This window comes from Sorangium sp. So ce302 (assembly GCF_051530145.1).
GTDB lineage: Bacteria > Myxococcota_A > Polyangia > Polyangiales > Polyangiaceae > Sorangium > Sorangium cellulosum_B.
In genome coordinates, this window is the sequence record NZ_CP150326.1 from 10,461,692 (window position 1) to 10,481,488 (window position 19,797).

14 protein-coding genes are annotated in these 19,797 nt (G+C 71.2%); 5 read left to right on the forward strand and 9 right to left on the reverse strand.

What is annotated here, in order from left to right:
* Positions 1–4: 4 nt before the first annotated feature.
* On the reverse strand, positions 5–3,295 hold the full coding sequence (locus WME73_RS39670) for a hypothetical protein (protein WP_437912999.1): 3,291 nt from the start codon (positions 3,293–3,295) through the stop codon (positions 5–7).
* Positions 3,296–3,782: 487 nt separating this feature from the next.
* Here WME73_RS39670 and WME73_RS39675 point away from each other — a divergent pair, with 487 nt between their 5' ends.
* Positions 3,783–4,625 (forward strand): PfkB family carbohydrate kinase, encoded by an 843-nt coding sequence (locus tag WME73_RS39675; protein WP_437741456.1) that lies wholly within the window; start codon positions 3,783–3,785, stop codon positions 4,623–4,625.
* A 1,023-nt stretch (positions 4,626–5,648) separates the two neighbouring features.
* On the opposite strand, the gene WME73_RS39680 is transcribed toward WME73_RS39675, so the two are convergent.
* Positions 5,649–5,888: an MbtH family protein gene (locus WME73_RS39680; RefSeq protein ID WP_437913000.1), complete on the reverse strand. Its 240-nt coding sequence runs from the start codon at positions 5,886–5,888 to the stop codon at positions 5,649–5,651.
* Positions 5,889–6,273: 385 nt separating this feature from the next.
* Positions 6,274–7,131: a GNAT family N-acetyltransferase gene (locus WME73_RS39685; RefSeq protein ID WP_437913001.1), complete on the reverse strand. Its 858-nt coding sequence runs from the start codon at positions 7,129–7,131 to the stop codon at positions 6,274–6,276.
* A gap of 536 nt (positions 7,132–7,667) precedes the next feature.
* Here WME73_RS39685 and WME73_RS39690 point away from each other — a divergent pair.
* The gene (locus tag WME73_RS39690) at positions 7,668–7,985 is read left to right on the forward strand and encodes a putative quinol monooxygenase (protein ID WP_437741465.1); all 318 of its coding nucleotides are present in this window, start codon (positions 7,668–7,670) and stop codon (positions 7,983–7,985) included.
* Here WME73_RS39690 and WME73_RS39695 read toward each other — a convergent pair.
* The 3 genes from WME73_RS39695 to WME73_RS39705 form a co-directional block, all read right to left on the reverse strand.
* On the reverse strand, positions 7,966–8,868 hold the full coding sequence (locus tag WME73_RS39695) for a LysR family transcriptional regulator (protein WP_437852849.1): 903 nt from the start codon (positions 8,866–8,868) through the stop codon (positions 7,966–7,968). The genes WME73_RS39690 and WME73_RS39695 overlap by 20 nt on opposite strands.
* A 121-nt stretch (positions 8,869–8,989) precedes the next feature.
* Positions 8,990–9,790, reverse strand: coding sequence for a hypothetical protein (locus WME73_RS39700; RefSeq protein WP_437741467.1), 801 nt, complete (start codon positions 9,788–9,790; stop codon positions 8,990–8,992).
* Between the two features lie 354 nt (positions 9,791–10,144).
* The gene (locus WME73_RS39705; protein WP_437913002.1) at positions 10,145–14,119 is read right to left on the reverse strand and encodes a serine/threonine-protein kinase; all 3,975 of its coding nucleotides are present in this window, start codon (positions 14,117–14,119) and stop codon (positions 10,145–10,147) included.
* Positions 14,120–14,802: 683 nt separating this feature from the next.
* Between WME73_RS39705 and WME73_RS39710 the strand changes: the two genes are divergently transcribed.
* Both WME73_RS39710 and WME73_RS39715 read left to right on the forward strand, forming a co-directional pair.
* Positions 14,803–14,928, forward strand: coding sequence for a hypothetical protein (locus tag WME73_RS39710; protein ID WP_437741469.1), 126 nt, complete (start codon positions 14,803–14,805; stop codon positions 14,926–14,928).
* Between the two features lie 62 nt (positions 14,929–14,990).
* The gene (locus tag WME73_RS39715; protein WP_437741470.1) at positions 14,991–15,398 is read left to right on the forward strand and encodes a hypothetical protein; all 408 of its coding nucleotides are present in this window, start codon (positions 14,991–14,993) and stop codon (positions 15,396–15,398) included.
* 207 nt (positions 15,399–15,605) lie between these two features.
* On the opposite strand, the gene WME73_RS39720 is transcribed toward WME73_RS39715, so the two are convergent.
* Both WME73_RS39720 and WME73_RS39725 read right to left on the reverse strand, forming a co-directional pair.
* Positions 15,606–16,058, reverse strand: a complete 453-nt coding sequence (locus tag WME73_RS39720) for a LamG domain-containing protein (protein WP_437913003.1) — start codon at positions 16,056–16,058, stop codon at positions 15,606–15,608.
* A 119-nt stretch (positions 16,059–16,177) separates the two neighbouring features.
* On the reverse strand, positions 16,178–16,444 hold the full coding sequence (locus tag WME73_RS39725; protein WP_437913004.1) for a hypothetical protein: 267 nt from the start codon (positions 16,442–16,444) through the stop codon (positions 16,178–16,180).
* A 416-nt stretch (positions 16,445–16,860) separates the two neighbouring features.
* On the opposite strand from WME73_RS39725, the gene WME73_RS39730 reads away from it, so the two are divergent.
* The gene (locus tag WME73_RS39730) at positions 16,861–18,897 is read left to right on the forward strand and encodes a right-handed parallel beta-helix repeat-containing protein (protein WP_437913005.1); all 2,037 of its coding nucleotides are present in this window, start codon (positions 16,861–16,863) and stop codon (positions 18,895–18,897) included.
* A gap of 13 nt (positions 18,898–18,910) precedes the next feature.
* Here the strand turns inward: WME73_RS39730 and WME73_RS39735 are convergent, their stop codons facing one another.
* On the reverse strand, positions 18,911–19,783 hold the full coding sequence (locus WME73_RS39735) for a DNA-formamidopyrimidine glycosylase family protein (RefSeq protein ID WP_437913006.1): 873 nt from the start codon (positions 19,781–19,783) through the stop codon (positions 18,911–18,913).
* Between the last annotated feature and the right edge of the window lie 14 nt (positions 19,784–19,797).

Below are 19,797 nucleotides of genomic sequence, written 5' to 3' on the forward strand. Positions count from 1 at the left end.
CGATCTAGGAAGGCGCGCCCCGGGCGGTGGGGTACCTGCCCGTGCAGGCGTTTGGCCCGGCGCACATGACCTTTCCATAGCCGACCGAGTACAGGGGGCTGCGCGCCGGGACGGAGAAGTCGAGCCCGCTGTGGTTGCCGGAGGTGTGCGTGTAATAGACGGTCTGGAGCACGACCGAAGTGCACGTATGGCCGAAGTACTGCCCCATGGGCGGCGCATCTCCGTTCGGCATCGTGGTGGGGTGATTGCAGAACGTGGGCACCTTCGTGTCGCTGAGCTCGTCGCCGGGCCCCACCTCGCCGCAGCCGGTGGTCGGGTCCCCCCCGCCGCCGGCGCCCGAGACCGACGCGTTCGTGATGGTCGCGCCGTCGTCGTACAGGCTGGTATCCAGCTCGAGCGGGTACGTGGGCGCCGCGCTGCTCGTGTGGAACACGGCCCCGTTCTTCAGGTAGCTCACCTGGCCGTTCTGCACCTCGACGCGGAAGACGTCGCCGGCCTGGTAGGTCCCGAAGTACCCCTGTCCGTAGCCTTGCTCCACGACCTCCAGCCCCCCGTCGCCGCGCAGGTAGATCGCGTAATCGATGTCTCCGTAGCCCTGATCGGCGTCGCCGTGGCCAAGGCCCGCCATCTTGTACCGGTTCGTCTCGTTCGTGGAGAACTCCACGTAGCCGTCGTCCGACGCGATCTGCTGGACCGACGAGGCCCCGGCATGCCAGCCCCAGCCGGCGGCGCGCGTCAGCGAGCCCCCGCTCGCCGGCGCATGGCGGACGTTCTTCCAGAACCCCGGCGGCATGCAGCTCGTGTCCCCGGCCGCGCAGCTCACGACCTGGGCGCCGGTGACGGTCGCGCCCTCGTGGTTCAGGCTGGTATCGAGCCTGAGCGGATAGGTGGGCGCCGTCAGGCTCGTATGGAACGCCAGCCCGTTCTTGCGGTACCGCACCTGGCCATTGAACACCTCGACACGGAAGATATCGCCGGCCTGGTAGGTCCCGAAGTACCCCTGTCCAACCCCTTGCTCGTAGATCTCCAGGCCCCCATCGGCGCGCATGTAGATCGCATAATCGATGTCCCCGAAGCCCTGATCGGCGTCGCCGTGGCCGAGGCCCGCCATCTTCTCGAGGTTCGCCTCGTTCGTGGAGAACTCAGCATAGCCGTCGCCCGCCTCGATCTGCTCGGCCGACGAGGCCCCGGCGTGCCAGCCCCAGCCGGCGGTGCGCGTCAGCAAGCCACCGCTAGCGGTGGCATAGCGGACGTTCTGCCATAGCCCGGGGGGCATGCAGCTCGTGTCCCCGGCCGCGCAGCTCACGACCTGGCCGCCGGCGACGGTCGCGCCCTCGTGGTTCAGGCTGGTGTCGAGCCCGAGCGGGTAGGTGGGCGCCGTGGTGCTCGTGTGGAACACCATCCCGTTCTTGCGGTAGCGCGCCTGGCCATTGAACACCTCGACGCGGAAGACGTCCCCGACCTCGTAGGTCCCGAAGTATCCCTGTCCAACGCCCTGCTCGTAGACCTCCAGGCCCCCGTCGTCGCGCAGGTAGATCGCGTAATCGATGTCTCCAAAGTCCTGGTCCGTGTCGCCATGGCCGAGGCCCGCCATCTTCTGGAGGTCCGCCTCGTTCGTGGAGAACTCCACGTAGCCGTCGCCCGCCTCGATCTGCTCGGCCGACGAGGCCCCGGCGTGCCAGCCCCAGCCGGCGTCGCGGGTCAGCAGGCTTCCGTTCGCCGTGGCGTAGCGGACGTTCTTCCATTCCTGCGGCGGCATGCAGCCCTCGTCCCCGGCCGCGCAGCTGATGATCTGGGCGCCGGTGACGGTCGCGCCCTCGTGGTTCAAGCTGGTGTCCAGCCCGAGCGGGTAGGTGGGCGCCGTGTTGCTCGTGTGGAACACCATCCCGTTCTGCCGGTAACGCACCTGACCGTTGAACACCTCGACGCGGAAGACATCGCCCGGCTGGTACGTCCCGAAGTACCCCTGTAGAACCCCCTGCTCGACGATCTCCAGGCCCCCATCGGCGCGCAGAAAGACCGCATAGTCGATGTCCCCGAAGCCCTGATCGGCGTCGCCGTGGCCGAGGCCCGCCATCTTCTCGAGGTTGGCCTCGTTCGTGGAGAACTCCACGAACCCGTCGCCCGCCTCGATCTGCTCGGCAGACGAGGCCCCGGCGTGCCAGCCCCAGCCGGCGCTTCGCGTCAGCAAGCCTCCGTTGGCGGTGACGTATCGGACGTTCCTCCACAGCCCCGGCGGCATGCAGCTCGTGTCCCCGGCCGCGCAGCTCGCGACCTGGGCGCTGGTGATGGTCGCGCCCTCGTGGTTCAGGCTTGTGTCGAGCCCGAGCGGGTAGATAGGCGCCGTGGCGCTCGTGTAGAACACGAGCCCGTTCTTGCGGTAACGCACCTGGCCGTTGAACGCCTCCACGCGGAAGACATCGCCCGGCTGGTACGTCCCGAAGTAGCCCTTCCCGTACCCCTGCTCGACGATCTCCAGGCCTCCATCGGCGCGCAGAAAGACCGCATGGTCGATGTCCCCGAAGCCCTGATCGGCGTCGCCGTTGCCGAGGCCCGCCATCTTCTCGAGGCTCGCCTCGTTCGTGGAGAACTCCACGAATCCATCGCCGGCCTCGATCTGCTGGACCGACGAGGCCCCCGCGTGCCAGCCCCAGCCGGGGCTGCGCGTCAGCAAGGTCCCGTTCGCCGGGGCGTAGCGGACGTTCTTCCAGAACCCCGGCGGCATGCAGCTCTCGTCGCCGACCGCGCAGCTCGTGACCTGGGCGCTGGTGACGGTCGCGCCCTCGTCGTGCAGGCTGGCGTCGAGCGCGAGCGGGTAGGTGGGCTCCGTTTCGCTCGTATAGAATACGACCCCGTTCTTGCGATAACGCACCTGGCCATCGAACACCTCGACGCGGAAGACGTCGCCGGCCTGGTAGGTCCCGAAGTAGCCCTTCCCGTATCCCTGCTCGAGGATCTCCACGCCCCCGTCGGCGCGAAGGAGCACGCCGTGATCGATGTCCCAGAACGATGGGCTCTCATCGCCGTGGCTCAACCCGGCGATCTTGGTCCGGTTCGCCTCGTTCGTGGAGAACTCGACGAACCCGTCGCCCGCCTCGATCTGCTGGACCGACGACGCGCCGGCGCTCCAGCCCCAGCCCGGGCCCCGGGTGAGGGCGCCGCCCGACACCTGGACCTCGACGGCGTTGTTCCAGAAGGCGCTGGCGCCCTCTGCAGCCCGCGCGTCTCCCGCGCTCGCGATGGGGCTCCCGACGGCGAGCGCCGCGAGGAGCGCGCCTTTGCAGAGCCGCCTCATGATGCGCCCGTCCTCCCGCGGCCCGCGACGAGCGCGGCGGCGAGGCATGGCGCAGGGTACCGGATGGATCTGTTGAATGCGTGATGAAGCACGGTGTTGATCTCCTCTGGACATGGATCGTTGATGAGAAGCCGAGCAGACGAGGCCCTCCGGCCAGCGCTCCGCCGCGGGTCGCGCGTCGCGCGGCCGTCACGCGCGTGCGTCTCCGCTCACCAGCGCGCGACGGCGGCTGGCCCTGGCGCGCAGGAGGGCGCGGGGGCGCGGATCGGGTGTGGCTCGACGGCCACCCCCGTTCCTACGCCGCGGCCGTCCGGCTTCTGACAGGCACCGATCCTCTTTTCCCGCGCGCGCCGCCGGCCATGCCCGGCGAGGGGCGTCGCCGGGCGTGGCGGGGAGCGCGGGGGGCCGGGGACGCGGGCGTTCTCCGGCCGGGAGACGGCCAGGAGGCGCCCGCGCGGCGCGGCGCCGCCGTGTTATGTCGAGCGGCATGGCAGCGCCGCGCATCGCCGTCGTGGGTCATGTCGAGCACGTGACGCTCGGCCGCACCGAGGGCGTCCCCCAGCCGGGCGACATCGTTCACCTGCTCGACGCGCGCTTCCTGCCCGGCGGGGGCGGCGGCCTCGCCTTCGCTCAGCTCTGCCGGAGCGACGCCGAGATCCACCTCTTCACCGCGCTAGGGCACGACGCGGCGGCGCGCGCCGTCGAGGAGCGCATCCGCGTCGCGCCGGGGCGCGTGCACGTCCATGCGGCGGTGCGCGCCGTGGACCACCCGCGCGTGGTCGTCGTCGTGGACGCCGAGGGCCGCCGCACCATCCTCGTCACCGGGGCCCCGCTCCAGCCCGCCGCGACCGACCCGCTCCCGTGGTCGATCCTCGCCGGCTGCGACGCCGTTTACTTCACCGGCGCCGACCCCGAGAGCCTGCGCCTCGCGCGCGCCGCGCGTCGCCTCGTGGTGACCGCCCGCAGGGGCGCGGCGCTCCGGGCGGCGGCGATCGCCCCCGACGTGGTCATCGGCAGCGCCTCCGATCCGCGCGAGAACGCCCCGCTCGCCGCGTACGACCCCTGCCCCGGCGCGCTGGTGCTCACCGACGGGCCGCGGCCCGTCCGCGTCCTCCGCCCGGGGAGCGCCGCGCTGGTCGACGCGCCGCCCGCGCCGGACCGCGTCCTCGGCGAGTACGGCGCCGGCGATAGCTTCGCCGGCGCCCTCACCTACCACCTCGCCCACGGCCTCCCGGTCGAGGAAGCCTGTCGCCTCGCTGGACCACACGGCGCCGCCGTGCTGCGCGGGATCGATCCGCTCGAGACGCAGATGGCGCTTATCGCACCGTGACTCGGATCCACCTCTGCGGGGCGGGATCGCGGCGCTTGTTACCTAGAGCGGCGGTCACGTTGAAACCCGGAGAATTTTCACAGGGAGGCGGGGAGGCGGGGAGGAAGAAGAAATGAATTTCTCCCTCTTGCCGTCTCTCGCTCCCCGCCTCCCTGTAAATTCCTGCTTTTTCTCGTGGTTTCAACCCGTTTGTCGCTCTAAATGCAGCACCAGGGATAGAGCGTTGATGCAACCCATGTCTTGTCGTGCTTGCAGCGCATCGCCCCACCACAGTTGCCGCCCCCGGAGTCGTTCTCGCAAGCATAGCCGACAGCATCGCACGGTTCGCCTGGGCTGGCGCCCTCGCACGGAACGCAGATCGCGTTGGCCCCGGCGCATCCGCCGCACGCCGATTGCTCCGTCTTGAGCCAGGCTGCCGGCCGCGCTGCGCAGCTGCTCTGAGTATCGTCGGGATCACCTTCATTGAGTTTGCATTCGAACACGAGGACGCAATCGCCCGTCGTGTACGTGCAGATCTTCCCGATCTCAGGACACGCTGTCGACTCGACAAGCACCTCGCTCGGGCACCCGGGCGAAACCGTCGTCTCCCCGGTCGGCGCGCCGCCTTCCCCAGCCGGCGCGCCGCCTTCCCCGCTCGGCGCGCCTCCGGACCCACTCGCTGAAGCGCTCTCAGCGTCGAGGTCCACGTGCGAGGAACAGCCAATGAACAGGGGCACAACGAGGGCAACACCGACGAGAGAGAGGTGACGCATCAGCTCCTCCAGGCCTGCCCTCAGCAATCGCCGTTCCGCGTCGATCCTTGCCTTGTTTCATGCAGCTACGTCGAGCGCGAGAGGTCCCCTCTGGCCCAGGTTGGCACGCTTTGGCATGCCCCCCATGGCGCAAGGACCTCCGTCCAGCCAGCGTGCTCCAGGTCCAGCCTTCCCGGTCCAGCCTGACCAGGCTGCCGGACGGACGGCGCAGACTCCGCTTTCATGGCCACGTCGCCCCTGTCATCGCCGCCGTCCTCGCCTCATGGCGGCGTCAGGAGAGCCACTCCGCGCGCGCTCGGGCGACCTCCACCGGGGCGCATCCCTCCTCCGGGGCGCGCAGGCGCTCCCATGCCTGCTCGATGTAAGCGAGGCACTCCATGATGGATCCCTGCTTGCCGGCCTCCCGCGACCCGCTCGGGATCGCGCGCTCGACAGGGCAGACGGTGTACTGCTTCTCGTGATCGACGACGACGCGATAGGTGGCTGCGTCCTGCCGCTGTTCCTGGTTCATCTTCCCCTCCGCGGGTCGGCCCGATTGCGCTGCGGGGTCGCACCATAACCTCGCTCCCCGCGCCGTCGAGCCGGAATCTCCGAGAACGGATCGCAGGATCAGGCCGTCTCCGCCCGAGACGGCATCATGCCCGGATCGATGCCCGTGTCACGACATCGCGCCAGCGAACCGATGACGCGAGGAGCCGCTCCCCCATGGGTCGACGCCTCACGCCGCGGGAACAGGCAAGGAGCCTCAGCCCATGTCTCGTCGTGCTGGCGCCGCAGCAGGCCGGAGCGGGCGGTTCCAGCCGCGGCCGGGAGTCCCGCACGCCGTGGCCTTGAAGCGATGGATCGTCGGCATCAGCTGTCCGGAGACTCGTGGAAGTCCGCGATATTTGTCCGGTTCAGTAGAGGATCGAGGGCAGGAACGCGCCCGCGGGCTCGTTGTAGAGACCGACACTCATGAGCGTCATCGGCTGGACCACGCGTAAGCCATGGTCCAAACACCAACGGAACAGCTCCCCGTTGCGGGTTGGTAGGAGGAAGCCGGGACCCGGGAATGCGGAAGCCGCCCCGATGAGCGCTTTCAGCGCGTCGTTCGTCTCGCCGACGGCATGGCCAAAAAACGCGACCGGCGTAGCATAGCCGGTGATACGCCCCCCGTGCTCGACGACGGTCGCGGTTCCCTGCTTGATCGCATCGAGCAGTTCCCCACGACGGTCATGGCCGTGGACTTGCACACACACCTGATTGCAGGCGTCCAGATCACGCTCGGTGGCTGGGCGCACGCTGTAACCGGGCACCTGCACGGCGAGGGGCGCTCCTTGCATGATGGACAGCGGTTCGCGGGCCACGAACCCCAACCTGGCATACAGGGAGAGCGAGCGACTATGGTAGGCGGCCTGGACCAGCCGGACCCCCGGATAACGCTGCTGGGTCACCCGATCCAGGACATGCTGCATCAGCTGGCGTCCGACCGCGCGATTTTGAATCGCGGGATCGACCGTGATCGGGCCGATGCCCGCCACCGTCGAACGCTCGTCGAGGAAGTTGCTGCCGACAACCCGGCCGTCAAGCTCGGCGACCACCGCATAGAAGCAGGGGTGCGCAAGCAGCCCCGCCAGGAGCGCGGCGGCGGCTTCGGGCGAGGGCAAGTCCGGTGGGAAGCCGTGCTGCTCAGCTATTGTCTTGAAGGCATCGTAACAGATCGCACCACAGCGCGGCGCGTCTTCGGCGTTGCCCGGTCGCAGCGTGACGTTCATCGGGGCTCCCTCCATCCACTACTCATCTGGTTGACCTCCAGTTGTTGCGACACCTAACGGCCGGCCGTTGAGCCGCGAGCCCGAAGGGAGGCCCCCGCAGGGGGCCGATCGTAGGGCTCGTCGGATCCAATGGCGGGTTGGGCGACGCCGTCAAGAGTCGGCAAAGATCGCCGCAGCCGAGGCCGATCGTACATGACCCTCGGCCTGTACGGATCGCGCTTCGCGCCTGCAGAGCGCGGTCGAGGCAGGTCGGTCTCGCCAGCGCCCACGGTCACCTGACCGCCCCCTTCTGTGTAAAGCACGGACGTACCGCGGCGCCTGCCCCTTGGGTTATCCCGTGAGAGGGCGCGTCATCCCCCTGCCGAAGCCGCCACACGCGGCGGCCGTCCCGCGGTGGCTGGCGCAGGATCACGGGAAGGTCCATCCACGGCGCTGATGGATCCATCCAGAACATCGAATGGTCGGCCGGACGGGCGTCGTTACAACTCTCTTCATCGAAGCGCGGCGCGCCGTGCGCCGCCGAAGAGGAGGATCTTATGACCGCTGCTTCCCCGACCGCCGTGACGCTCTCCCTCCTGGCCCGCATCGAGGCCAAGCCTGGCAAGGAGGCCGAGGTCGAGGCGCTCCTCCGCTCCGCCGTCGGCCTCGCGGCCGAGGAGCCGCGGACGGTTCACTGGTTCGCGCTGCGCATCGGGCCGTCGACGTTCGGCATCTTCGACACCTTCGCGGACGAGGTGGGGCGCAAGGAGCACCTCGCGGGCCGCATCGCGGCAGCGCTCATGGCCAAGGCGCCGGAGCTGCTCGCCGCGCCGCCCGTCATCGAGCACGTGGACATCATCGCCGCGAAGGGTTGACCGGCCGCGCCCGGGCAGCGCGTGAGAGCAGCGCGTCCCAGAAGAGCTGCAAGCCCGGCGCCGGCGTGCGATCGCCCGAGCGCACCAGCGCGACGGTGCGACGGAGGGCCGGATCGACGAGCGGGCGCTGCGACGCGCCCGTCAGGAGCACCGAGTGCTCGGGCATGAAGGCAAAACCCAGCCCCGCGTGCACCAGGCTCTGGACCCAGTCCTCCCGGTCGGTGCGGTACGCCGCGTACAGGTCCACGCGCCGCGCGGCGCACACGCCCGTCACCTGCTCGCGCATCTCGCAGGCGAGCCGATCGAGGTAGGGCTCGCCGTCCAGATCCTCGAGCCGCAGGCCCTCGCGCGCGGCCAGGTGGTGGCCGGGCGGGAGGACCACGACGTAGCGCTCCTCGTAGAGGGGCGCCACCACGCACCAGTCCGGGACGGCGTCGCCGAGGTTCGAGACGATGACGTCGACCTCGGCCTCCTCCAGCCGCCGCAGGAGCTCTCCCTGCACGGCCACCGCGATCTCCAGCTCCACCCCCGGCGCCTCCGCGCGGAACGCCGCCAGCGAGCCCGCGAGCCGCGCGGGCCCGATGGTGCAGAGGATGCCCACCCGGAGCGGCACCTGCTTGAGGCGCCGGTGGTTGTCCGCGATCACCTGGACGGCCTGCATCTCGTCCCGCAGCCGCTGGAGCCGCGGCAGCACGCGCTGCCCCAGCGCCGTGAGCTTGGCGCCGCCGCGCTCGCGCAGGACGAGCGGCCCGCCCAGCTCCTCCTCGAGCTTCTTGATGGCGGCCGTGAGCGCGGGCTGCGAGACCGCGCACCGCTCGGCCGCGCGCGTGAAGCTGCGGGTCTCGGTCACCGCAAGGAAATACCGGACCTGATGCATCTCCATGGCCGCGCATCTTCGCCCGGCGACGCCGCCCGCGCCAAGGAGGCGGCGCGTTCGCTCGGCTCCGATCAGGGCTGCCGAGGGAGAAGACGACCGGCGGCCCCTCTCCCCGGGAGGACGAGGGTCACCGAAGCGCGGTGGTGATCACATAGCGCGTGTCGCCGAACTCCGGATCATCGCATTCCTTGTAATACTCCCCGGAGCGGTTGAGCTTGCCGCAGTACTCCTTGCAATGCCCGACGATCTCGATCATCCCGCAGCCCTCGAGATCGCCGTCCGCGGCGAGCTGGCCCGCGGCGCAGTCGCGCTTCGCCGCGCGCGCGACATCGACGTTCGCCGGGTTGTAACAGGCGCGCAGGTACGGCGTCTCCGTGAAGAGGTTCCCCCAGAAGGCCCCTTCGACATGAGGGTACTCGTCGAGCTCGCCGCACCCGACCTCGTGATGCAGCGGGTTCTGTCGGGAGCGCATCGAGATGCTGACCGAGACTCCATAACGGTTCGTGTGGGCGGCGAGGCACGCGGAGACCATCCGCTTGCCCTCGTCGTCGAGCGGGCGCCGGTCCCACCGAGGCGCGAGGCCGAGGTGTCCGGGATAGACCTCCTTGTGGGTCGCGCCCGCGCTGTCGGTCCAGGAGAAACGGAACGACTGGGACTCCTTGAGCGCGCAGCTGACCGTGTACTTCACGAGCGACCGGAAGAGATCGCCCCTCGCGCCAGGATCCCTGAGAGCGGAGGCCGCCACCGGGCTCAACGCGTTCGCGCTCAGCGCGTTGGCGCTCAGCGCATTCGCGCTCAACGCGTTCGCGCTCAGCGCATTCGCGCTCAGCGCATTGCCGCTCGCGAGCTCGCCAGCGCTCGAGCCGAGCTCCTCTGTTTCATCCCCCGCTTCGAGCGCCTGCTCGGGCGCGATGCAGCCGGTAGCCACGAAAAGGATGCCTGCGCACCCAAGTACAGCCCTGGTTTTCACGTGATGAGACCTCAGGTAGCGAGCCAAGGGGAGCGCCCACGCTCCCCGATCACAGCACGCCCTCCGGCGCGTCGCTCAACACAACGACAGCCGGGAACTCTCCACGTCAACGACCAGGGTACGGCAAACCACTTCGACTGTCAGCTATTAAATTGCACGTCCTCCGCGGATTCCTCCGTGGGACAGCAACGCTTCGTCACGTTCAGTCACGTTCGGCCACGTTCAGTCACGTTCAGTCACGTTCAGTCACGTTCAGTCACGTTCAGTCACGTTCGGCCACGTTCAGTCACGTTCAGTCACGTTCGGCCACATTCAGTTCCGACCGTTCCGCCCAGCTCCGACAGCTCCGACCCACTGCGATGCGAGCTCCAGGGTGCGGGCGTTGTCCGGAACGTGGGAGAGAAAGCGCCCGCGCCACTCGGGATCGCGAACGCCGGCGGCCCGGTCGAGCAGCTTGTCGCGCGCCGAGGAGATGGCGACCGCCGCCCTGGCCGCGTCGCCGACCGCGGAGAACGCCTCCGCGTGGACCAGTCGGATCATCGACTCGCCCTCTTCGATCCCGCCGAGCGACTCGAGCGCTGCCAGGGCCTCGCCGGCGGCCACGAGCGCCTCGGCGGCGCGCCCCAGCCCGATCAGCGCCCGGGCGCGGATCGCCATGGCCGTGACGCGGAACGGCGACGCGCTCTCCAGCGCCTCGGCGAGGCGCGCCTCGCGCTCAGCGCCCGCGAGATCGCCGGCGAGCAGGGCTATCTTTGCGAGGTACGAGCGCGACACCACCTCGGCGCGCGGGTCGCCCAGCCGCTGGCTCGAGGCGAGGGCCGCCTCCTCGACGGCCCGCGCCTCGGCGAGCCTGCCGCAGTAGGCGAGGACCTGCCCGAGGCTGGCCTGCGCCGCCGCCGCCACCTCGTGCAGACCCATCCGCTCCGTGGCCTCCAGCACGGAGCGGAGCGCCGCCTCGGCGCCGCCGAAATCGCCGAGCTCGCCGTAGGAATAGCCCAGGTTCGCGCGGGTGATGCACGCGTTGCGCCGGTCGCCGACCTGCTCGAACGCCACCAGCGCAGCCTCCAGGCCGGTGACGCAGGCGCCGGGATCGCCCCCGCTCATCGCGCGGAAAGCGCGCGCCTGGTGCAGCCCCGCGACCACCTCGGCCCCCGTGCCGGCGCCGGTCGGCGCCCCGTCGGCCATGGCGCGCTCCACCTCCGCGATGAGCCCGTCGACGATCGCAGGCCGTCCGGCGAAGGCCAGCGTCGAGGCGCCCATGCAGAGACAGGTGCTCCTCGCGCTCTCCGCGCCTTGCGAGGCGGTGACGACGACCGCCGCGCCCATCCACCGCTCCACGCGGTCGAAGCCGCCCAGCTTGCTCGCGGCCGCGACGGCCTGCGTGACGGCCGCGAACCATGGCGCCGAGCCGGGCGCGAGGTGCCGCGCCGCGTCCGTCCCCCGCTGCTCGGCCAGCGCGAGGTCGCCCCGCCACACGTGCGCCTCGGCCTGGACCAGCCGGAGCGCCCCCACCACCGCGGGCTCCGGCGCGCACTCGAGCCCGCGCTCGGCCCGCGCGATCGCGGCGCCGAGATCGTTGCCCTCCAGGGCGTGCTGCGCCGCGCGCAGGTACGCCGCGGCGGCCCGCGCGGGCACCGCGCCGCGCTCGAAGTGCTCCGCGAGCGCCATCGCGTCGGGCTCGCCCGCGCCCTCCAGCCAGGCGCCCGCCAGCGCGTGGCCCAGCCGCCGGTCGGCCTCCGTCAGCATCCCGTACGCCGCCTCGCGCACCAGCGCGTGCCGGAAGCGGTACTCGACCTCTCCGCGCATCCGCCCGGGGCCGCGCCGGTGGACCACCTCACGGCGCTCCAGCTCCGAGAGCCAGCGCGTCACCACGGCGCCCCCGAGCAGCGCGCTCACCGCGCTCGGCCAGAACGCCTGGCCGAACACGCTCGCGGCCCGCAGCACGCGCCGCGCCTCGGCGTCGAGCGCCTCGATGCGCGCCTGCACCATCGCCAGCACCGTCTCCGGCAGGTCCGCGCCATGGCCGGCCGCCACCGCGCGGACCTGCTCCTCCAGGTAGAACGGGTTGCCGTCCGCCCGGTCCACCAGCGTGGCCACGAGCTCGGCGCGCGCCTCGTCGCCCAGCGCGGCCCGCACCAGCCGCTCGCTCGCCCGGCGCGTGAGCGGCGGCAGCATCATCTGGTTGCCGAAGCGCCCCTGAGACAGCCCCGGAAAGGCCTCGTGCACCTCGGGTCGAGCCAGCCCGAGCACCAGGAACGGCAGATCCCGCAGGCTCCGGAGCGCCGCCTCCACCATCGTCAGGGTGGGCAGGTCGCCCCACTGCAAGTCCTCGAGGATCAGCAGCACGGGCTGCCTCGCGCACTCGGCCCGGATGAACTCCTCCCACGACAGCCGCAGCTGATCGCCCATCAGCTGCCGGTTGCGCCGCGCCGCGCCGACCCGGATGTCGTCGTCCGGGAACGGCGCGCCCAGGAGCTCGCCAAGGAAGGCGCTGACGCGCCCGACGTCGAGCTCCGGATGGCGCTCGACCCGCGCCCTCACCTTGCGCCGGCGCTCCTCCAGCGGCTCGCCGTCGACGATGCCCATCGCGCTCCGCAGCGCGCGCGACAGGAGGCCGAACGCCGAGCCCGAGCTCATCGGGTCCCCCTGGCCGATCCACACCTCCACGTGGGCGCCGTCCGCCAGGTCGGCGCCGCCCCCGCCGCGCGCGCGGTCGGCCGCTCGCGCGTTGCGCGCCGACACCGTCTCGAGGAACTCCTGCCGCAGCCGCGATTTGCCCATGCCGGCCGCCGCGACCACCAGCAGCGCGCCGGAGGTCGACTCCTCGGTGCTCCGATCGAGCTCCGCGGTCAGCACCGCGAGCTCCCGCTCCCGCCCGAAGCACGCCACCGGCTTGCCGAGCAGCGCCGGCGCCGACGTCACCCTGAGGTCGTCCCGCGCCCCGTGAAGGAAGCGCGCGCCGCCCTCGCAGCTCGTCTCGAACCGGCCGCCCAGGAGCCCCGCCGTCACCTCGTCGATGCGGACCGCGGCGACCGCGCCCGGCTCGCCGCGCGACGGCAGGAGCTGGACCGCCCGGTCGATGAGCTCGCCCATCGGGATGCGCGACGTCAGCTCGGCCCGGCCGGTCACGAGCGAGACCTGCGCGCCGCCGAGCAACGCGCGCAGCGAGAGCGCGCAGCGCGCGGCCTGCGCGGCGAGATCGGTGGCCGCCTCGGCGCTCGTCAGCACGAGCAGCGGCGATCTCGCGTCGATGAGCTCGATCTGACCCTGGTAGCGCTCGGCGAGCGCGTAGAGCTCGTCGGCGCGGCCCGTCGCCCGCGCCTGCTCCTCCTCCTGCGAGCGCGTCACCTCCTCGGGCGCCGAGCGCTCGTGCGCGAGCACGAGGCACGTGACGCGCCGCTCGCTGCTCGTGAGCTCCAGGACGGGCGCCAGCGCGGCAGGGTAGGCGCCGTCCGCCGCGCCGGCGTGGCTGAGGTCGATCGCGCGGAGCTCCTCGGCGACGGCCGCGCCGTCGCGGGGCCGCCCGTCTGGCTGCTTCGCGAGCATCCTGGTGACGAGGGCGTCGAGCTCGCCCGGCAGATCCGGGCGAACCTCGCGGAGGCGCGGCGGCTCGTCGAGCAGCACCTTGACCATCACGGCGAGCGCCCCGGCGCCCTGGAAGGCGGCGCGCCCGGTGAGGCACTTGAAGAGCACGCAGCCGAGCGCGAACACGTCGGCGCGGGCGTCGACGCGCCGCTCGCCGCGCGCCTGCTCGGGCGCCATGTACTCCGGGGTCCCGAGGACGGTGCCCGGCAGGGTGAGCTGCTGGTCGATCCGGAAGCGCGCGATCCCGAAGTCGAGCACCATGGCGCGATCGAGCCGCCCCTCGACGAGGAGCAGGTTGCTCGGCTTGAGGTCGCGGTGCACGACGCCCTGCCCGTGGAGGGCGCCGAGCGTCTCCGCGATCCGCGCGACGACGTCGACGCTCTCGGCGGGGGTGAGCCCTCGCCGCGCGATGCGCTCGGCGAGCGTCTCCCCGGCGAGCCACTCCATCACCATATACGGCTTGCCGCCCGCCGCGACGCCGTGGGCGATGTACCGGACGACGCCGGGGACGCGCAGCGCCGAGAGCACCTCCACCTCGCAGGAGAAGCGGCTGAGCTCACCCTTGTCGGCGCGGCGAAGCACCTTGAGAGCCACCGTGTCGCCGCTTCGCCGGTCGCGCGCCCGGTAGACGTGCCCCATCCCGCCCGAGCCCGCGAGGCCCTCGATCTGGAACCGCTCGTCGACGATCTCTCCGACGCGCATCAACGGCCGTGAATCCAGCGATATCACGCGCGCCGCCCTCCTGGTCTGGATACAGGCCCGGGATGGTAGGGCGACTCACCTCCAGCGCGACCGCGACCGGATCGAACGCGCGATGCGACGCGTCAGGGCTGGAGTCTCACGAAGAACACGCCGGGGCGCTCGGGGAGGACCGGCTCCGCGCACGCGCTGGCCGCCCGCCGGCGCGAACGAGGGGTTCTCGACGGATACGTGCGTGTGCGCAGGCCGTCCGGGTGGTGCGCCGAGCGCAGGTAAATCATCGACGACGAGGGCGCCCGTGATGGGGGAACGGCGCCGGCGCCGGAGAGGGCGCCGCCGGGTGCCGTGTTCTGCGGGCGCGCTTCAAGGCATCTGAAAAGCCATCGAGGAGCGCATCTCGCCATGTCGATAAGCCACGTAGTCGCGTCATGTCGATGGGTGGGTCTTGCGCATCGCGAACCTCGTCATTGCGCCGGCGAAGGGACCCGCCTGCGCCATCGACGAACGCGAGGCCCCGCCGACGACGCCCAGGGTGGGCGCGCTGGAGCGGCGCGGAGGCGGCGCCCGCCCGGAGGGCGGCCCTGAGGCGCGCTCGCCGGCGAGCCGGCACCTCCGCCCGCCGCGTGGAGTCGGGACGTCCGCGCGGCGCGAGCGCGGACGGAGACGGCGCTGGGCGGACATCATGAATGAAGTTTTTCTCTCCTGACGTTATCTTCGCCTCGGCCGCGTTTGTGATGAAGATCTTGTCCCCCGACATCGTCTCCGCCTTGGCGGCGTTCGCGAGCTGGCTCGGCGACCAAGGTGGCTGTTGACTTCCACGCCCGGAACTGCAATGTCTCTCGCTGCGCTTGCCCTTACCCACAGGAGACGTCGGATGTCGATGAGCAAGAAGCTGATGAGTGCCGTGTTGATGACCGTCGGCATTGGCTTTGCTGGAGCCGCGTGGGCCGCTGGCGGGACCGCGGACCTCCCCGCTTCCGTCGCCGAAAAGAAGGATTTCGGCTGCGGTGCAAAAGGACAGAAGGCCTGTCCGATGCAGGGCTGGATGAAGTCGGTGATGCAGTCGGCGACCACGAGCGGCGACGCCGCGAAGATCGCGGAGGCGTTGGAGTACGTGGCGAAGCGGCCGCCGAAGGGCATGGACAAGTGGGTCGCGATCACGAACGACGGCATCGCCAAGGCCAAGAAGGGCGACATCGACGGCGCCAAGGCGAGCTGCAAGACCTGCCACGATCTGTACAAGACGACGTACAAGGAGACGCTCCGCGACGCCCCCTTCTGAGGCGCTCCTCTCCTCTCTCGCTCTCTTCCCTCCCTCCGCTCATCCTTCCGCGCGCCGAGAGCGCGCCTTCGTCGGGCAGCCCTGGCCGGTCACGCCGGGCCTCGCCTGTCGGTCTGCGGCGACGGCCATGAAGCCGGCCCGCGGCGACGGTCATGAGCCGCCCCGCGGGCCAGAGCCCCCCGTCGGGTGCGCGCCCGACGGCGCAGCTCAGCAGCCGCCGCCGGCAGCCGCGCAGATCTCCTGGGGCGTGAGCGTCCGGCCGAAGATGCGGAGGCTGTCGAGCAGCCCGTTGAACTCGTCTTCCCCCGAGGGCTCGTCCGAGCCGATGTGGACGGGCTGTTCGCCGGAGGCGATCACCGGGCCAGAGGGGCTCCGGTCGACCTCGACGCCGTTCACGTAGAGGCTCTGCGTCTGGCCGTCGGAGAGACAGGCGACGTGCGTCCACTGCCCGGGAACGATGGGGTAAGTCACGTTCCGCTCGACGCCCATGGTGCAGCGGATCTGTCCGCCCGGCATCAGGAAGAGCGAAGGCTTCCCACCGCTGTCGATCACGGTGTATCGCCGCTTGTCGGGGAGAGAGGCGGGGTTGATCCAGACATCGATGGTCATCGCGGAGGCGGTCCATGCGGCGTCGTGGCGGAAGTAGAGTTTGCTCCCCATCGTCACCGAGAGCGCCTGGCCGGCACGGCCAGGCGCGTAGTGCAGGCTGCGCACCCGCTCGGGCGTGAAGTGATGCTGCGAGGCGTCGTCGGGGTTGCCCTCGAACGCGAAGCACGCGATCAGCGATGGAGCTGCCGCCCCGCACAGCGGCTTGGGAGCGCCGCCGGGCTCTTCGACCGGATCCCCGCCGGGCTCTTCGACGGGAGCGCCGCCGGGTTCTTCCGTCGGCGTTCCGCCGGGTTCTTCCGCCGGCGTTCCACCGGGTTCTTCCGCCGGAGCGCCGCCAGGCTCTTCGACGGGAGCGCCGTCAGGCTGTCCGGCGATGGCTCCGCCGGGTTCTCCAGCGGGAGCGCCGCCAGGTCCTCCGGGTTGAGCCTCGGATTCACCTGACCCGCCTGTGCCTTTCGTTTCGAGGGCGCAGCCCGGCAGCGACAGAAGAAGCACGGCGACGCCGGCCAGGCGATGTGCAGAGTGATGAATTTTGCAAAGCATGCTGCGTTTCCTGCGGGGCGCTCAGCGTAGCTCAGAACGCCGCTCCCTGTCACCGTGCCTCGCACGAAGGCTCGACTCGCGCCGGCGCGCCGATGCAGTGAGAAGAAAAATGCACCACAGAGGCGCAGAAGAAGAGGCGCGGAGTGCATGGCGGTCGCTCGCTGCTCTCTCCTGTGAAGCCTCCGCGTCTCCTGGGTCGCGTTTGAGCAAAGAGAAGACCGTGAGCGCGGACGGGTCGGCGTTTTTTTTACGGTGATAGACGACAAGTAGACTGTTGCTCGACGTCGTGGTCCGGTTCATGGACGGATTCATGGACCGACACGGGGCTCCGCTCCTGCTGCTCACGGCGACGTGGCTCCTGGCTGGCTGCGACAGGGAGGCCCCCCCACCTCGGCCGGACGCGACGCCTGACGGCGGCGGAGGAGGAGGGGCGGCCGCGCCGGGGTGCGCGGCCGGCGAGCGCACGACCGATTCTGGGTGCGAGCCCGCGGGCATCCCGCCCGAGGCCTGCGGCGCCGGCTTCACGCCGGGCGACCGAGCGTGCGCGCCTGTCCTGCCGGATGCCCCGTGCCCTGCGGGGACGATGGCCGTGCCGGGCGAGACCGCCTGTCGCGAGGTCGCGCCGTGCGGTGAGGCGCCATGGGGCGACATCGCCCTGGACGAGGAGACCCAGCACGTCGACGGCGCCTATGCAGGGGGCGACTCCGATGGCACGCCGGAGAGGCCGTGGACGACCGTCGGCGAGGGCCTCCGCGCGGCCGCGCCCGGCGCGGTCGTCGCGATCGCCGCGGGTACGTATCCAGAGGACGTGATCGTCGACAAGCCAGTACGGCTGTGGGGGAGGTGCCCGGCGCTCGTCGAGATCGCCGGGGCGGGGCCGGACACGGCCGCGGCCATCGAAGTCGGCGCGGGCGCCGACGCGGCCGAGATACGGGGCGTCGCGATCCGAAGCGCGGGGCAAGGTATCCTGGTCTCGGGCTCGAGCGGCGTCGTGATCGACGAGGTCTGGGTGGCCGGCGCGGGCGCCCAGGGCATCAAGGTGGACAACGAGCAAGGCCCGGCGGCGCTCACCGTCCGTGGCTCGCTCGTCGAAGGGGCCCATCGGGTCGGCGTGCACAGCGCGGGCGCCGAGCTCGCCCTCGAGTCGTCCGTCGTGCGAGGAACCCTCGAGTCCGGCGAGGTCGAGGGGACGGGCGTCGGCGCGAACAGGGGAGAGGGCAACACGCCGGCCTCGATCACGGTACGCGCATCCATCATCGAGCAGAGCCACGGAACCGGCGTGTACCTCATCGCCTCCGAGGCGCTCGTCGAGGACAGCGTGATCCGCGACAGCACCGGAATCGACACCAACGCCGCCGGGATGGGCGTGCTGGCCATCCGGAACAGCCGGGGCCAGCCGAGCCAGGTGACCTTGAGGCGCAGCGTCCTCGAGGCCAATGAGGAGGCGGGGATCTGGGTCCAGGGCTCGTCCGCCGTCGTCGAGGATACGGTCGTGCGCGACACGCGGCCTTACCCGGACAAGCTGGCGACGGGGTGGGGCGTCTATATTGCCGCCGACCTCGAGGAGGGCCTGCGCTCCGAGGCGACCCTGCAGCGCGTGGTCGTCGAGCAGAGCCGCTACGTGGGCGTCGCGATCCTGAGCTCCGACGCCTCGCTCGACGGCGTGCTCGTGCGCGACACCCTGCCGCGCGACGGGGACGGGAAACACGGCGTCGGGCTCGCGGTGGCCTCCCGCGGCCCGCTGCGCGGCGACGTCACCGCGCGCGGCTCCGTGGTCGAGGGGAGCCGCACCGCGGGTGTCTTCATCGAGGGCGCCGACGCGACGCTGGAGCGGGTCGCGGTCCGCCGCACGCTCCCGCAGGCGTCGGACGGGCGTTTCGGCCGGGGGATCGAGGTCCACGCGCTCGGCGCACAGGACGGGCGGAGCGGCCTCGTGCTCCGGTCGTCGCTCGTCGAGGAGAGCGTAGATTCGGGGCTCGCCCTCTTCGGATCTGCGGCCACCCTCGAGGAGACCACGATCCGCGGCACGCGGAGCTCAGCCGATGGGCTCCAGGGAAACGGCGTCACGATCGTCAAGGACCCCGGCGACTCGGAGGCCACGTTGACCGGCGTGCGCATCGAGGCGAGCGACGGCGCCGCCATCGCGAGCTTCGGCGCCTCGGTGGCGCTCGCGCGCAGCACCATCGAGTGCAACTTCATCGATCTCAACGTCGAGACGGAGAGCGGCACGGCGGGCAAGATCACCGACGGCGGCCAGAACCAGTGCGGCTGTCAGGGCATGAGCGTCCCGTGCAGGGCGAAGAGCGCGGGGCTCGCGCCGCCGGAGCCGCTGCCGGAAGCGCTGTGACGCCGGCCTCGCCTCAGCCCGGCTCCCGCCTGGCGCGGCGCGGATCCCCCGCTGCGCTCCTCCGCACCTCCGGCTGGCAGGCCGGGCAGAAGATCGCGTCGTGCCCGTGGACGCTCGCGCGACGGAGCTTGTCGCCGCAGCGCGGGCACGGCTGGCCCGGGCGCCCGCGGACCTTGAGGAAGTCGCGCAGCCGCTCGTCCAGGGCCGGCGCGCGCCGGGCGATCGTCCGGGTCGCGTCGCCGAGGACACGGGCGATCGCCACGTGGAGGCGGTCGGTCTCCTCCTCGGAGAGGCTCTGGACCGTCGCCTTCGGGTGGATCCTTGCCTCGAAGAGCACCTCGTCGGCGTACGCGTCTCCCATGGAGTCGAGCGCCGTCCCGTCCATCAGGAAATCCTTGGCGAGGTCGCGCCGCCCGCGCGCGGCGGCGCGGAACGCCTCCTGCGTGAACACCCGAGGATCGAGGACGTCGAGGCCGACGCGCTGGAGCCCGGGGATCCTGTCGAAATCGCCCCGCGCGAGCACGTGGACCTTGCTCATCTGCACGTCGTCTCGGACCCTGAGCTCGCGGCCGTCCCCGAGGGTCAGCGAGAAGGCGAGATCGGTTGGAATCCGCGTCTCTCCTGGCCGCGTGATCGAGAACCGCCCTGCCAGCATCGGGGAGATCACGAGATCGAGCGCGCGCGCCCCGTCGAGCTCGAAGACCACGGCGTGCGCCCGCCGCGCCACGCGCCGGATCTCCGCGCCCGGCAAGAGCGCGTCGAGGCGCTCCGGGAGCAGGACGTGCAGCACCACCGAGTTCTCGGCCCGCGCCGCGGCCACGGCCGCGCCCGCGAGCTCGCGCGCGAGGATCGGAACGACGTACTCCAGGTCCGGGCGCTCGGGCACGCCTCCAGGATACA